Source organism: Thalassoroseus sp., from assembly GCF_984380535.1.
The window spans coordinates 168,264-182,064 of record NZ_CFHRBF010000013.1 but is presented as its reverse complement, the minus strand read 5'-3'; the positions used below and the strand labels follow the sequence as shown (position 1 = coordinate 182,064).

The window sequence follows — 13,801 nt, the reverse complement described above, 5'->3', positions numbered from 1 at the left end:
CTTTTCTCATTGGTCGCGTGAAGCTAAACATTTTCTGGAACCACAAATGGTTCCCGGTAAGCTCGGGTGAGCATTTCGTTGGCGGCGGGGTCGTCAAATTTCTCGGTCTTGGGATCGAAGGCTAATTCGCGACCGAGCAGGTATTCGGTTTCCTCGAGTGGTACGCCGACGGCCGTCAAGTTTTCGCGGACGGCTTCCAAACTTTCGCGTACTTGTTGGTTCTCGCCGAGACCTTTAGTTCGACCGTTGAACGGGACCGGTTTGCCAAGTCGATACGAGATATTCGCCAAGTGGCAAAGTGCACTTGAATAGTGCCCGACTTCAGCATCGCAGTTCAGATCCGAATTCTTCCGGCTGCGAACAGCGGTGATAAAGCTACCGAACGGTCCGCCTGAGGTCACTTTCTCACGCTGATCGTCTTCGTCGACTTTTACCTTCTCACTTTTTCCGCCACCGTTCGGTGTGAAGGTTCCGTCTTTGGAGATTTTGCCCTCGGTCGTGAAGAACTCGTTCGTGACCATGCGATCTTGGTTGTACTTCCCGACCAGCCCGCGGGTTTCGAACAGCAGTTTCACGTCGCCATACTCGAACACAGTGACTTGCGTGTTCGGCGTTTCGCCTTGATCCTCATAGGCAAACCGACCGCCAAGGCTCCAAACTTTGGTGGGCAGTGTCGCATTCGGAATGGCCCAGCGGGCGACGTCAATTTCGTGAACGCCTTGGTTTCCGGTGTCTCCGTTCCCAAATTCCCAGAACCAATGCCAGTTGTAATGGACGAGGTTGCCATGGTAGTCGTGCTTCTGAGCCGGTCCGAGCCAGAGATCAAAATCCAAGCCCTGCGGCGGTGCGGAGACAGGTTTCGTGCCGATGCTCCAACGTGGTTTGCAGCAGTATCCTTTGGACACCGTGAGTTTCCCGTACCGCCCGGATTGCACGGCGGCGATCACGTTCGCCAAGCCTTGGCTCGAGCGGTTCTGCGTGCCGTGCTGCACGATGCGATCGTACTTCTTTGCCGCTTTGACAAGTTGCCGACCTTCGAAGACGTTGTGACTTAGCGGTTTTTCAACGTAAACATCTTTCCCCGCCTGGCATCCCCAAATGCTGATCAACGAATGCAAGTGATTCGGTGTGGCGATGGAAATCGTGTCGATGTTTTTGTCTTCGAGAGCGACTCGCACGTCTTGCACACACTTCGGGGCTTTGCCTTCGTGCTTCTCGACCGACTTCGACCGAGCGTCGAACAACCGTGTATCAGGATCGACAAGGCAAACGACTTGCACGTCGTCCATGCCGCCGAATCCACTGATGTGGCTTTGCCCGCGTCCGTTGATCCCGACCACTGCGTGATTGATCCGTTCATTCGAACCGATCACGTTCCCGGATGACTTGGTTCCCGAGATGACAAACGGTGAAACCGCGGCGGTGGCGGCTGCAGTTTGTAGAAAGCGACGACGATTCAGACGCGACATGGGCCAACTCCTTGAAACACAAATCAACCACGAACGATGGGGAATGGCCAGCGAGAACCGCTTCTCTCGGTGAATGTGAAAGCCATTCCAAGACGGTGCGATTCTAAACTGATGTTCCTCTGGCCGCAACGCATCAAGAAAAACTGTTGCGTTTCAACCGCTACCCGAGTGCTGCGGAGAGAACGTCGACCGCCGCAGCTTCCCAATCAGCGTTGATAATCGACAAGTCGACCAGACGCGATGACTTCAGAACGTGCGGCGAACCTTCGAGTGCATTGGCAAAGAGCGTCAGCGCCGCCGCTTCCGAATCGGAGACCACAACCACCTGTGGAAACCGTGACTGCACCAGGCGAACGATGGGGTCTCGCTGCTCGGGCGGTGAAATGTTAATGGCCACGGGCAACGGTCGTTTCAACAAGTGCGAACGCAGTTCCGCAATCGTGCAACTGCAACCTGGATGACAAACCGAGGCTGCAATGTCAGACAGCGGGTCGAGTACAAAGCGTCGGTAGATCACGCCGGGATGTGGAATGATCAAGCTCGGAGATTGAACAATCTCATTGCCAAAAAGCAAAATGTCCAGGTCGAGAGTTCGTGGGCCCCACCGGATGTCTCGTTGACGGCCGAATTGAAGTTCGAGTTCTTGAAGACGGGCCAGAAGTTCAGGCGGCGAGAGATCGCATTTCAGTTCGGCAACGGCATTACAGAAAGCATCGCCGGCGAATTGCCCCATTGGAACAGAGCGGTAGATCGGGCTGGTTTGAAGGACTTCGATCCCGTCAGACATGCGCAGTGCGTGCCAACACTTTTCGAAGCGTGCGGGAACATCCCCCACATTGCCACCGAATCCAATAAAACAGCGTGTCGACACTCAGAAACCGGCATTCTTTAGCTGGGTATTGTTGTTGCCCCACATCGAGTTGGAGGCCCCTCCGACTTGACCAATCGCAGCGATGATCGAGAGCAAGATTAACGCCAACATCACAGCATATTCAACCGCAGTCGCGGCTTGCTCTTCACGAAGAAATGCGGAAATTGCTTGCATGAGCCCGCCTTCCGAACGGATTACAAAGTGGGTCTATCGAACATCACGACTAGGACAACCCTACCCCGAGTTTTTGGGTCGTCAAAAGATTTCTCGGGTCTTCGCCGATGTTTCCGACTTTATCCTCACAGAGTGCGCAGATATACTGAGCGAGGCCGATGTCGCCAAAACACACCACCGTTCCATATTTTCTTGAAGAAGGAGAGCATACATATGGCCAAAGAAGAGGCCATTGAAGTTCAGGGCAAGGTCACCGAAGCACTTGCCAACACGCAGTTTCGCGTGGAACTCGATAACGGACACGAAGTAATGGCCCATGTGGCGGGCAAAATGCGGAAACACTTCATCCGGATCGTCCCGGGCGACCGTGTGATCGTGGAAGTTTCACCATACGACCTCAGTCGTGGGCGAATCACTTACCGGGAACGCTAAGCAATCTGCAATCGCGACCTTGCTGGAGCCACTGGAACACATGGGAAACGACGACTTCCCGCAGAAATCGCCGCCGGAAGTGCAGTTATTCACGGACGGAGCTTGCCGCGGAAACCCCGGTCCCGGGGGTTGGGCGTATATTCTTCGTCATCCCGCGAGTGGAAAAGAAAAAGAAGCCTCCGGCGGGGCTGCGTTGACGACGAACAACCAGATGGAGTTGACCGCGGTCATCGAAGGACTCAAAGCCCTCAAAGCGTTTTCCGCGGTCGAGGTCATCACCGATAGCACTTACGTCGCCAAAGGCAGCAAAGAGTGGTTGCCGGGTTGGAAGTCGCGTGGCTGGAAACGCAAAGAGGGCAAGCAGCTCAAACCTGTCAAGAATGTCGAGTATTGGCAAGAACTGGACAAACTGCTCGCCAAACACCGGGTGCACTTTTCCATTGTGAAAGGACACAATGGGCACGTGGAGAACGAGCGTTGTGACGAGTTAGCTGTCGCGGCCGCGTTGGAGTTTCAAGAGGCTGCGGAAAACGGGCTTCAATAATCGAACCGGCGACGATACCAGTCGAACAGCACTAAAAACGGTGGCGAGAACTTGTGCGGGTCTCGCAAGATCCACCCGGCAATCTCCGCGACGCCATAAAAGTCGCCGCCTGCAATCTCGTCAGAGTCGAGCGTTAGCGTGTCGTCCGTGGTGATCCGATAAAGTGCGGAGTGCTCGTTGGCTAACTCTTTCCTCGCCGGCAACTTCGTGAGGAACTCCAACGTTCCCGAAATGCCAAGTTCTTCCTGCAGCTCCCGATTCGCGGCGACCTCATAAGATTCCCCGGCATCCACATGTCCCGATGCGGACGATGTGTAACGCGAGGGATATTCGTCTTTCGTTTTCGATCGCATCTGCAAGAACAGCTTGCCAGAGGAGTTGAAAACGAAAATGTGTACTGCGCGATGAAGAAGCTTCTCGCGATGAACCACCGATCGACGTTCTTGCCGAATCACACGATCGTCTACATCGACGACATCAAAAATATCCTCGGTTGGATCGGTCATACGTCTTCCTCGCGGGCACGTTGCATCGCCGACACGTACTGTCCGGCCAAATCGCGGATACGATTCATATCGCCATTCGCCAAAGCCGACTTTTCGACCAACGCGCCGCCTAAACCGACAGCACACGCGCCGGCAGCTACGAATTTTGGCAATGTCTCCAAGTTAACACCGCCAGTGGGCATCATGCGGATCTGTGGCAACGGTCCTTTGAGCGCTTTCAAATGTGCCGGGCCACCGGTCTCTGCAGGGAATATCTTAACGACGTCAGCGCCGGCTTCCCAAGCACTCAACACTTCCGTTGGTGTAAATGCGCCGGGCATCACGAGTTTATCGTAGCGGTGACATAACGCGATCACACCGGGTTTCACGACCGGCGCCACCACGTAACTCGCACCGGCAAGGATCGCAACTCGGGCGGTTTCCGTGTCCAAGATCGAACCGGCTCCCAAGAGGACTCGGTCACCCATTTTTTTTGAAACTTCTGCGACGATTTCCGCAGCGCCGGGAACCGTGAATGTCACTTCAATGACATCGATTCCGCCTTCGTACAACGCCTCGGCAACTTCGACCAAACGCTCGCCGGAAGACGCCCGCAGGATCGCCACCAGACCACGATCGAGCACTCGTTGTAGATCATCAATTCGCGACATCTTTTAACTTTCGAAGCTGGAACAAGCCGGGAGCGTTTCCGGTTCCTGAAATCCCAAATACCTCAGGGAATAGAAAATGAAAGATTGGGAGTGACAAGTCTCAACCCTCAAGAAACTTTGCGGTCCGCGATGGCCTCGTTTCGGAGGTTGAGATTGAATCCGCCGAGATCATGGAGAGTTGCGTTTTGGAACTCGAATTGAAACGAACTCAGGCCGCCTTAGACGCGTATGTTTCTGCGAACTCCAGGACGCGTTGGTCGATCATGGATTGGAAAGTGTCCATGTCGAAGTCGGCTAGGAATTGATACTGAGATTGTTTCATCACTTCCTTGTTATGCACGGTTCCCTTCGCGACCAACTCGACGATGTGAGCGGTGCTATACGGCCGGATGAACAACTCAAAGCGGCTGAACAATGTCTTTTTCTGTCCCGATTCAAAACGGAGATCATCACGCACGACACGCGCTCCCCAACCTTCTTCGCTCACCAATGTCGAGAAGGTGAAGCCGGGAAAATGGTCCGCGAGTTTCCGCAGGCATTCTTCGATATGTTCAGAAAGTTCGAGCCGATAGCCCGAATGCATCGTTCGCAACTCTTCCTCGGACAACTCACGCTCGGCCTTTTCCTCGGCCTGTAATCGTCGCGTAGTTTCGCCTCGGTTGATGGCTTTTTGCAGCCGTTTTTCGAAATCCATAGTGTCATCTTTTTATCAGGACGGTGTCTTATGCGGTATTCTACGCCCACACGTGGGGACACGCAACGGGCGGAAACCGGGCCTGCGACAAACACGACGGCTCTTGGACAATCATTCCGGGCTTCTTGAAATCGGTGCTTGAATCTCGGAGAATCGGCGAAACAGAATTTGTCTCACTCACCCGTATGGAATCTGAAAGTTCGTGCTGACATGAAACCGAATCTCGCTCACCTGGGCATTTTTGCATTTGCCGGGATGTTGCTGCTGACTCCTCCCTGTACCGCCCAAGACGCACCTGCAACGGAGGAGAAAAAATCCGACTCGGAAAAGGTCGTCGTGAAGCGGCAAGAAAGCGATAAAGACGGGTTGGAGTTGCAGATTCCTTCGTCTTGGAAACAAACCGAACCAAGCAGTCGACTGCGGCTTGCTCAATTCGAGATTCCCGCAGCCGAAGGCGATGAAGAGCCAGTCGAACTGGCAATCTTCTCTTTCCCTGGCGGTGGCGGCCAAGTTCGAGCCAACATCGAACGTTGGGTCGGTCAGTTTGACGGCGAAGGACGGAAGTCGAAAATCATTATCGGGAAAGCGGAACAAGGTCAGTATGTGTTCGTCGATGTGACTGGCACTTACAACCGCTCTGTCGGACCGCCGATTCTCGGCAAAACCGAAAGCCTCCCAAACGCCCGTATGCTGGCCGTCATTTTAGGAACGCCGAAGGGTGTGTATTACTTGAAGATGGCTGGCAAAGAGAAAACTGTTAGCGAGAACTTCGACAAGTTCCGTGAAGCTTTCGGTGCGAATGAAGAAACCGAAGAGGAACCTAAGCCACCTGCGACGGAAGAACCAAAGGACGAATAGTTCAATCCGACCGTTTGCGATCTCGGCTCGGTTCCGCCTGTGGAGCCGAGCCAACGTCATTTATCCACCGACCGATGCGAATTCTTTCGAGTCAGCGTCTTTCTTGCTGCTCTTCTCGGTGGGGCGTGGTGGAGCAGCGATGCGGTAGAGAGAAATCGAACCAAATTTCTTCTCACACTTCGGACATTTCGCTTTGGCGATTCCCTTCCCGTTCAGCCCGCCGATCTTCTCTTTTCGTCGAGCATCTTCAGAAACTACCAACCCGCAGTGTTCACAGCGACGACCGACAAGTTCAAGATTCAACTTGGGATCTGTCTCGTAGAACGGAAGGGTTTCATTCTGCAAGACTTCGAATTCGTCTTCACTGTAGTGACATTGGACTTTCTCGGTTTTGTCACTCAAAGGGACTCCTTCGACAACCCCCAAGTCTTTCAGACCGAAGAGCTTCGCCAAACCGCCCGAAAATCGGCGGAAGTCCGTCAGAACGAATGACAGATACTGAGACTTCATCCCATCCGTTCCCGGCAGAAGCACGCCAATTCGCCCCTCACCGAAGATTGGTGCGCCCGCGAAGGCAGATTCATGTACGTACGGGGCCGGGTAAACAACCTTGAGTTTGCGAACATCCTCAGCCGAGATGCCCTGGTGCCAACCAACCGGCAACGCCTCCTCTTCCTTCTTCGCCTTTTCCTTGGCGGCTTTCTCCGCTGCTTTTTCTGCTGCAGCTTTCTCTTTGGCAGCCTTCTTTTCAGCTTTCTTGTCGACCTTGGCCTCGGATGACTCTGCTTTCGCGTCCGTTTTTTCTTCGGCTTTCGGATCGGATTCTTCGGCTGGTTTTTCGTCGGCTTCAGGTGACGATTCCGAGGCAGCGGGCTTCGGCGGTTCCGGAGGTTTAACCTCCATGTACTTTCGGTAGTCTTGCCGAATTTCGTCTTTGTCGCCCCCACCTCGCGAAAACAATCCGCCCGCCTTCAGCAGACCGGCAAGGATCATTTGCTCGGACGATAGGCCTAGATCGACTTCTTTAAACTGCGTAGCCAGGCTTCCCGCCTTGGGCTTGATCTTCTTGACATCCGCCTCATGAAGATGGATATCGTTCAACCACATCGGAAACTTACGTGGCGTGGCCGGGGGACGCTTCGCAGCCGGTTTAGCAGAAACAGGCCGGTTCGGTTGAGGCCCTGGTTTGGCACCAGGTTGCCCAGGTCGTCGGCCACGTTTTTTGCGTTCGCGTGCGACCCGTCGTTGTTTGACCGATTCCTTCTCTTCTTCCAACGCAATTTCGAACAACACGTCGCCGCCGGTGGCCTCCGAATGAGACACATCAGACGTCGGTTGGGAACTCTTCGACGCCGATTTTGCGTCTGACGTCGTTTCCGACGATTCCCCAGTATCACTCGTTTCGGACTCATTAGCCGCTGTATCGACTGCCGGTTCGGAGGTTTCGGCCTCTTTGGTCTTGTCCTGGCTTTCCGAAAGCGAATAGGTGCCTTCGTCTTCGTCCGACGACTCTTGCGGAGCCGACTTCTTGGCGGCCTCCATACGAGCGCCTAGCCCGACTTCGTCTTCAGGATTGCTTTCGACAAACTCAGCATAATCCGGATCGAGTTCGAGATCTCTCTCGTCGACAGCTTGGCCGTAAGTCGTTTCTCCCTCGACCGTGGCTACATGACCTTGCGCACTATCTGAGGAAAGGGCATCTTCCGACGCGGGTACGATTTCGCCGTCCGCGTTGATCTCGGGCAACGGTTGGTATTCGATCTGCTGACGCTCAGCGATCATTCGGTTATAGAGTTCTTCGATTTCCGGGCGAAGAAATGTTCCACAACTCCAACAGCGGACCAGACCAACCCCGTTGAATTCCGAACAATTCCGACATTCGGTAATCGCACCCGTGCTGAATACGTTGTCGTCCGGTAAGACATCAACACTTTCCAACTTGGACGCGTCTAGCAAGTGACGACACGCCGGGCACTGGCCGGTATCGGCCATGAGCAGCGTATTGCACTCGGGGCAATTGATGAACGTTTCCGACATATTTCTTTGCGATATCAAAGAGACGATTCATGTCGACCAGCCGATTTCACGAGAACATGAAAACGACTGATGGGATGTCAAAAAAGGCATTCCGATCAAACGGTTGAACGAGGAATTGCCAATCCATGTGGACCAAACCGTCGGACAGTCGTTGCCCAATTGCCATGTTCATCGCTCGCCTCATCGGAGAGGCACCGAATTCCGTTACTACACACGCCTTAACAAAGACTTTATCATGGTCGGAAAGGAATTGCAGCACTCAATTTCCCATTCCATTCGAAATTCCCGGCTTACCGTACTTGTCATAAGCCTTCTAGCGGCAGGTTTGACCTGCGACGCTTCAATCGCTACGATTCGAACTCGTTCTGAGAGGAAATTGGTTCATTTCCCCACAATTCTGTCTTCACTTGGGTTCGAACCAACTTGAAAGCCCAAGTCCGTTGCTCCATTAGCCCACGATTTGGCTGATTCAAGCTGATCATCATGTGGACTGATGTTGCGTTCCCGAGCGGGAACAAGAAAGTTGCACCATGCCGGATATTAACGTTCAAGACATCCTCGAATCAGGTGTTCACTACGGCCACCGCACCAGCCGTTGGAATCCAAAGATGCGGCCTTATATCTATGGCCGTCGGAACCTGATTCACATCATCGACATCAAAGAGACAGTTCGCGGGTTGCTGCGAGCCCAAAAATATCTGTCTCAAGTCTCCGCTCAGGGAAGCCTGATTCTGTTCGTCGGCACGAAGCGACAAGCCGCCGACCCAGTTCGTGAAGCAGCCGAAGCCTGCGGCATGCCGTACGTGACCGAACGTTGGTTGGGCGGCACGCTCACCAATTTCCGGACCATTCGTGGCCGCTTGCAACGACTGGAAGAATTGGAGCAACTCGAGCAAAGCGGCGAACTTGCATCGTACTCCAAGAAGATGCAATCCACTTTGATGCGGGAATACAAGAAGATTCACCGCAACCTCAACGGCATTCGTCACATGAACCGTATGCCGGAAGCGTTGGTGGTCATCGACCCGAACAAAGAGAAAAACGCTGTCCGTGAAGCACACATCATCGGTGCCAAGATCGTGGGCCTGATCGATACTGACAGCGATCCAGATACCGTCGACTTGCCGATTCCAGGGAACGACGACAGCATTCGGTCCATTCGACTGATGCTCGATTATCTGACCGACTCGATCAAACGCGGCAAAGGCCCGCAAGCTGAGCAGAAAAAATCGGAGAATGACGAACCTCGCCCGGTTCCATCGCTCTAAAATTTGAAGCCTGACGCAATACAAATTCACCGGCATTGGCCGGTCGATAGCAACATACACCCATAAACGAAGACCAAGGAGACCGGGGACTATGGCCCAAGTGACCGCCGCCGCCGTGAAAGCGCTGCGGGAAAAGACCGACCTGCCGATGATGGACTGCAAGAAAGCGTTGGTCGAAGCCGAAGGTGACGAAGAACGAGCAATCCAAATTCTGCGTGAGAGCTACGAGAAGGTCAAAGTCAAACGCGCAGACAACGAGACTTCCGAAGGCCGGATTTTCACCCTCGTCAAAGAGGATGGCAGCGTCGGGGCATTGGTCGAAATCCAATGCGAAAGCGCTCCTGTTGCCGGTGGCGAAGATCTGAAGAACTTCGGGACCATGTGCGTCGAACAGTTGCTCAACGGCCCAGGCGCAACCACCGGCGAGGAATTGCTCGCTCAACCTGCACCCGGAACCGATGGCAAAACGCTCAACGAAGTCTTCGAAGAAATGGTGAACAAGATTCGCGAGAAAATCGTGGTGTCTGGTGTCGCCAAACTCGAAGGCCCTGTTGGCGCGTACGTGCACCACGACGGAAAAACCGGAGTGTTGTTCCAAGCGACTGGCGACAAAGCCAACGCTGAAGTGCTCCGTGATGTCGCAATGCACGTCGCAGCGATGCGTCCGGAATATACGACGGTCGAAGATGTCGATTCGGCACTCGTCGAAGCTGAAAGAACTCGGTTGTCGGAAGAAGCCAAAGCGACCGGCAAACCAGAGAACATCATCGAGAAAATCGTCGATGGTCAAATGAAGAAATTTTACGCCGAAAAAGGCGTGCTGGAATGGCAACCGTTCGCCAAGGAAGACACCAAAACGGTCAGTCAAGCCTTGGCGGAACATGGCCTCAAGGCCAAATCGTTCCACGCCAGCCGAGTTGGCGGATAAGCAAGACTTCAACACACAACCGCAAGTCACTTCCTTGCGGTTGTTTTTACGCGCAGATACTCAAGGAAGCCAGACATGTCGGACGATGCCCAGTCCTCAAGCCCGTACAAACGGGTTTTGCTGAAACTCAGTGGTGAGAGTTTCTGTCGCTCCAATGGTAGCGGCATCAGTATGAGCGAAATTGAATCGATCTGCACGCAAATTAAGCGTGTGGTCGAGCAAGGCATTCAGCTGGCCATCGTTTGCGGTGGAGGCAATATTCTTCGCGGAAGCGAGTTCTCACAGACCAACTCTACCGTCGCGGAATCCACGGCTCACTACATGGGCATGTTGGCAACTGTGATCAACGGGCTTGCATTGCAGGATGCCTTGGAGAGTGTCGAAGTCCCGACACGGCTTCAATCGGCCATTCCCATGCAGAACGTAGCCGAGCCGTTTATTCGTCGACGCTGTGTTCGGCACTTAGAAAAAGGACGTGTGGTGATCTTGGCCGCCGGCACAGGAAGCCCATTTGTCACCACCGACACCGCTGCGGCTTTGCGGGCAAGAGAACTCGACGCGGACGTCGTTCTCAAGGCAACACGGGTCGACGGTGTGTTTTCCGATGACCCCGAAAAGAACCCGCATGCAGTTCGCTACTCGGACATCTCCTACACTGACGTCTTGCAGCAAGATCTCAAAGTGATGGATGCCCAAGCCATTCATCACTGCAAGGAACACAACATTCCCATCATCGTCTTCAACTACGGACGCGAGGGGAACATCGAACGTGTGATCTCCGGCGAACGCATCGGCACACGGGTTTTGCGTTCCGAAGATATCACCCAGGATTCGTAGAGACTGCTTTGGCTAATTAATAGTGACTGTCTCGTGGCGGACAAGAAACAATCGCATGTTTCGCGTCCACCACGGATGCAGTACACCGAACATTACCGAAGCAGCCGCCGATTCATGACAATGTCTTCTGTCATGCGTACACAGAAGATCCTGAAACGGTCTTGGATCTAATTCCCTGGTGCGAGCAGTTTTGGACCGGTGGATGTTTCGTCGCTGCGATCCAATTCCTCTGCAACCGCCGGACCTTTTTTGGCCGGTTGACGTGCTTCGGCTCGCATCGGAAGCGACGGAAACAACGGGCGTTGCGAACGCGCTGCGGCTGGTGCTTCGGGGATGCTTGTTACGGACGTTGCGGCATCGCCCGGCAGCGGCGGCAAATCGACGGAAGGTTGTTTTGTTTCCCCCTGTGCGACGGACGGTATCGGTTCCGTCCCGGCGATCGGAATCGCTTGACCGTTCAAGATCTCCATCGTCTTAATATTCTGAACGAATCCGACAAGCCACAATGGCGAAAGTTCCGTCGGTTTGACGTCTAATAATTGATCCGCCCGTTCCTCGGCAGTCGCCAATTCCTTGAGGAGTTCAGTCCGTAGTTCCTCGATCGTGGGGCGTTCAATTGGCGAGACTTCTTCGGCGACCACAGTCATCCCGCCAACACCGCTGAGCATCTTCCGCACGACGAGATTGTGAACGCGAATGCCGTTCTCTGCGGTGAAGTCGAGGTCGTCTTCTGCCAACACAAGGACCAAACGCAACGAGTCGGCGTCGTCTTCGTCAAACCCGGAAACTTGTGCGGCGGTTTGAATCCGTTTTGAACTATCTAGCTCTGCGGATAGCCGGATACCGACCTTCGATTCCTCTTGGACAATCGGCTGTAGACTTGCGCCCAATTGTCGCACACCATCGACGGACCGAGACAAAAAGCCCTTGATTGGCGACTCGATCATTTTGCCGTTCAACACCAGTGTCGGCACTGGCATCTCGCTGCCTGCATAGGCGTTAAGTCGTTGAGCTGACTGCAGAGTGGCCAAAGGATTGATATTTGGCAGATGCTGATGGTAACGCAACACGATCACTTCATTACGGGGGAACTCCTGCTCGATGACGGAGGCCGCTAATTCAGCCGCGACACAAGGCAAGCAAGACGTCCCGGTAAACAGTTCGATCACGGCGGTCCGATGATTCTTCGTGGCAGTCCGCTTTGGAGTCGTTCCCGCTCGATCCGCTAAGAATTCGAGTAATTGCTCGTAGACGGCACGCTGATAAGCTGCCAATCCCTTTGTGTTTCCATTTTTGCGGACCCAGAGTTCCCGAAGTTTACTCTCCGGTAGAAGTCGATCCCCGGCGTTCCAGACATCCTCGCGAAACAACATGTTTTGCAGAGCGGGCCAACTCGCAAGTCGTGCATACAACTTCAACGCGATGTCGGTTTCGCTGAGCTGCATCGCCGCCTCGGCTGCGGTGTAGAGCGGAATCGGTTCGAGGGGTGCAGTCTCGTGAATCGACTGCAGTTCCTGGAACGCATCCGCGTCACCGGAGAGAGCCTTGTCATACGCGGCGAGTGCATCGACCCGGCGAAAAGCGGAGTCGATATCGTCACCGACGACTTTTCGCATCTCCGGTGTGAGGTTCTTGTCGGCTCGTCGTAGATACCGCACGCCCAGTTCGGGTTTATTGGCTCGAAAGGTCAGTTCCCAACCGACATCGAGTTGAGCCGCCGTCAACATGCGTTCGCCCCATTCCGCAGCGGCGTCGAGATAACTTTGCACAAACGCTTCCAGTTTTTCGTCGGTCAGAACGTACTGATCGAGCGTTCCCGTTAAACGACGATAGACCATAAGTGTTAAAGGTCGCTTGGGATACTTCTTCGCAAATTCATACTCCGCATCAAAGACGCCGCCCTCCGCATCAAAGACGCCGCCGCTGGACTGCTCGGCTTGGATGTACTCTTCGAGTCCTTTCGATGGCGGTGTTTTTTCGTTGTCGTAGATTCCGCGTTTCTCCGTCGACTCTAACCACGCTGGCTCAACCCGAACGCCGCCGAAACTTGCATTCCCTTGAATCACGGAGCCGTTTCGCTTGCCCTCGAAATGAATCGTTCGGCCTCGGCCTGCCAAGTCGAAACTGACTCGGGATTCGCCGAGATGGAGATTCTTCACCGTCACTTTTCGGAGAAATGAGGTGTCTTCGAGCACCTTCGCGGTCTGCTCGGTTTTCGAAGACGACAGTTCCAACAATACAATGGCCCGGTCGACATAACCCTCATCCTCTGTGAGGTCGGTCATCCGCATAAGCCATCGGCCGGACATGGATTTCGGTGTCTCTGAGGTTTCATCAGTATTCGACGAACATCCGGTGGTCGCCAAAGTCAAAGCCAGTAGTGTTGTCAGAGTGAGTGTTCGCATCGAATCCCTCGATCGAGTCTGAGCCGAGTATCATTAGCCGTGCGAGAGATTTTAGGCGAATCGGTGGATTTATCACCAGATCGGATTCGCAGGATGGTCGCCGAGTTTCAGTACGGTCCGGCCATTGC

General features: G+C 54.0%; 14 protein-coding genes. 6 read left to right on the top strand and 8 right to left on the bottom strand.

Annotated features, from left to right (window positions below):
* Positions 1–23 precede the first annotated feature (23 nt).
* The 3 genes from AC5DDB_RS18895 to AC5DDB_RS18885 all read right to left on the bottom strand — a co-directional run bounded on the left by AC5DDB_RS18895 (position 24) and on the right by AC5DDB_RS18885 (position 2,514).
* Complete coding sequence (locus AC5DDB_RS18895; protein WP_491741310.1) at positions 24–1,469, bottom strand: Gfo/Idh/MocA family protein; 1,446 nt, start codon at positions 1,467–1,469, stop codon at positions 24–26.
* 160 nt (positions 1,470–1,629) lie between these two features.
* Positions 1,630–2,340, bottom strand: a complete 711-nt coding sequence (gene folK, locus AC5DDB_RS18890; RefSeq protein WP_491741309.1) for a 2-amino-4-hydroxy-6-hydroxymethyldihydropteridine diphosphokinase — start codon at positions 2,338–2,340, stop codon at positions 1,630–1,632.
* Positions 2,341–2,514: a Flp family type IVb pilin gene (locus AC5DDB_RS18885; RefSeq protein WP_491741308.1), complete on the bottom strand. Its 174-nt coding sequence runs from the start codon at positions 2,512–2,514 to the stop codon at positions 2,341–2,343.
* 213 nt (positions 2,515–2,727) lie between these two features.
* Here AC5DDB_RS18885 and infA point away from each other — a divergent pair, with 213 nt between their 5' ends.
* Positions 2,728–2,946: a translation initiation factor IF-1 gene (gene infA, locus AC5DDB_RS18880; RefSeq protein ID WP_166825324.1), complete on the top strand. Its 219-nt coding sequence runs from the start codon at positions 2,728–2,730 to the stop codon at positions 2,944–2,946.
* Positions 2,947–2,986: 40 nt separating this feature from the next.
* On the top strand, positions 2,987–3,490 hold the full coding sequence (gene rnhA, locus AC5DDB_RS18875) for a ribonuclease HI (RefSeq protein WP_491741379.1): 504 nt from the start codon (positions 2,987–2,989) through the stop codon (positions 3,488–3,490).
* On the opposite strand, the gene AC5DDB_RS18870 is transcribed toward rnhA, so the two are convergent.
* From AC5DDB_RS18870 to AC5DDB_RS18860, 3 genes are all read right to left on the bottom strand, one after another.
* Complete coding sequence (locus AC5DDB_RS18870) at positions 3,484–3,996, bottom strand: NUDIX hydrolase (protein WP_491741307.1); 513 nt, start codon at positions 3,994–3,996, stop codon at positions 3,484–3,486. The two genes, rnhA and AC5DDB_RS18870, sit on opposite strands and share 7 nt — an antisense overlap.
* A complete protein-coding gene (locus AC5DDB_RS18865; protein ID WP_491741306.1) occupies positions 3,993–4,646 on the bottom strand; it encodes a bifunctional 4-hydroxy-2-oxoglutarate aldolase/2-dehydro-3-deoxy-phosphogluconate aldolase in 654 nt (217 codons plus the stop codon). Before AC5DDB_RS18865 ends, AC5DDB_RS18870 begins: the two co-directional genes overlap by 4 nt.
* 208 nt (positions 4,647–4,854) lie before the next feature.
* Positions 4,855–5,340, bottom strand: coding sequence for a hypothetical protein (locus AC5DDB_RS18860; RefSeq protein WP_491741305.1), 486 nt, complete (start codon positions 5,338–5,340; stop codon positions 4,855–4,857).
* 210 nt (positions 5,341–5,550) lie between these two features.
* Here AC5DDB_RS18860 and AC5DDB_RS18855 point away from each other — a divergent pair, with 210 nt between their 5' ends.
* The gene (locus AC5DDB_RS18855; RefSeq protein WP_491741304.1) at positions 5,551–6,198 is read left to right on the top strand and encodes a hypothetical protein; all 648 of its coding nucleotides are present in this window, start codon (positions 5,551–5,553) and stop codon (positions 6,196–6,198) included.
* Positions 6,199–6,258: 60 nt separating this feature from the next.
* Here the strand turns inward: AC5DDB_RS18855 and AC5DDB_RS18850 are convergent, their stop codons facing one another.
* Positions 6,259–8,235, bottom strand: coding sequence for a hypothetical protein (locus tag AC5DDB_RS18850; RefSeq protein ID WP_491741303.1), 1,977 nt, complete (start codon positions 8,233–8,235; stop codon positions 6,259–6,261).
* Positions 8,236–8,765: 530 nt separating this feature from the next.
* Here AC5DDB_RS18850 and rpsB point away from each other — a divergent pair.
* From rpsB to pyrH, 3 genes are all read left to right on the top strand, one after another.
* The gene (rpsB, locus tag AC5DDB_RS18845) at positions 8,766–9,503 is read left to right on the top strand and encodes a 30S ribosomal protein S2 (RefSeq protein ID WP_491741302.1); all 738 of its coding nucleotides are present in this window, start codon (positions 8,766–8,768) and stop codon (positions 9,501–9,503) included.
* Positions 9,504–9,594: 91 nt separating this feature from the next.
* Positions 9,595–10,431, top strand: a complete 837-nt coding sequence (gene tsf / locus AC5DDB_RS18840) for a translation elongation factor Ts (protein ID WP_491741301.1) — start codon at positions 9,595–9,597, stop codon at positions 10,429–10,431.
* Between the two features lie 75 nt (positions 10,432–10,506).
* On the top strand, positions 10,507–11,268 hold the full coding sequence (pyrH, locus tag AC5DDB_RS18835; protein ID WP_491741300.1) for a UMP kinase: 762 nt from the start codon (positions 10,507–10,509) through the stop codon (positions 11,266–11,268).
* Between the two features lie 167 nt (positions 11,269–11,435).
* Here pyrH and AC5DDB_RS18830 read toward each other — a convergent pair whose 3' ends face one another.
* Positions 11,436–13,673, bottom strand: coding sequence for a hypothetical protein (locus AC5DDB_RS18830; RefSeq protein WP_491741299.1), 2,238 nt, complete (start codon positions 13,671–13,673; stop codon positions 11,436–11,438).
* Between the last annotated feature and the right edge of the window lie 128 nt (positions 13,674–13,801).

Bases quoted from the DNA above. Each gene is read 5' to 3' on its own strand.
- infA (WP_166825324.1), top strand. From the start codon at position 2,728: ATGGCCAAAGAAGAGGCCATTGAAGTTCAGGGCAAGGTCACCGAAGCA.
- AC5DDB_RS18895 (WP_491741310.1), bottom strand. From the start codon at position 1,469: ATGTCGCGTCTGAATCGTCGTCGCTTTCTACAAACTGCAGCCGCCACC.
- AC5DDB_RS18885 (WP_491741308.1), bottom strand. From the start codon at position 2,514: ATGCAAGCAATTTCCGCATTTCTTCGTGAAGAGCAAGCCGCGACTGCG.
- AC5DDB_RS18850 (WP_491741303.1), bottom strand. From the start codon at position 8,235: ATGTCGGAAACGTTCATCAATTGCCCCGAGTGCAATACGCTGCTCATG.
- AC5DDB_RS18855 (WP_491741304.1), top strand. From the start codon at position 5,551: ATGAAACCGAATCTCGCTCACCTGGGCATTTTTGCATTTGCCGGGATG.
- AC5DDB_RS18870 (WP_491741307.1), bottom strand. From the start codon at position 3,996: ATGACCGATCCAACCGAGGATATTTTTGATGTCGTCGATGTAGACGAT.
- pyrH (WP_491741300.1), top strand. From the start codon at position 10,507: ATGTCGGACGATGCCCAGTCCTCAAGCCCGTACAAACGGGTTTTGCTG.
- AC5DDB_RS18830 (WP_491741299.1), bottom strand. From the start codon at position 13,673: ATGCGAACACTCACTCTGACAACACTACTGGCTTTGACTTTGGCGACC.
- AC5DDB_RS18865 (WP_491741306.1), bottom strand. From the start codon at position 4,646: ATGTCGCGAATTGATGATCTACAACGAGTGCTCGATCGTGGTCTGGTG.
- rpsB (WP_491741302.1), top strand. From the start codon at position 8,766: ATGCCGGATATTAACGTTCAAGACATCCTCGAATCAGGTGTTCACTAC.
- tsf (WP_491741301.1), top strand. From the start codon at position 9,595: ATGGCCCAAGTGACCGCCGCCGCCGTGAAAGCGCTGCGGGAAAAGACC.
- rnhA (WP_491741379.1), top strand. From the start codon at position 2,987: ATGGGAAACGACGACTTCCCGCAGAAATCGCCGCCGGAAGTGCAGTTA.
- AC5DDB_RS18860 (WP_491741305.1), bottom strand. From the start codon at position 5,340: ATGGATTTCGAAAAACGGCTGCAAAAAGCCATCAACCGAGGCGAAACT.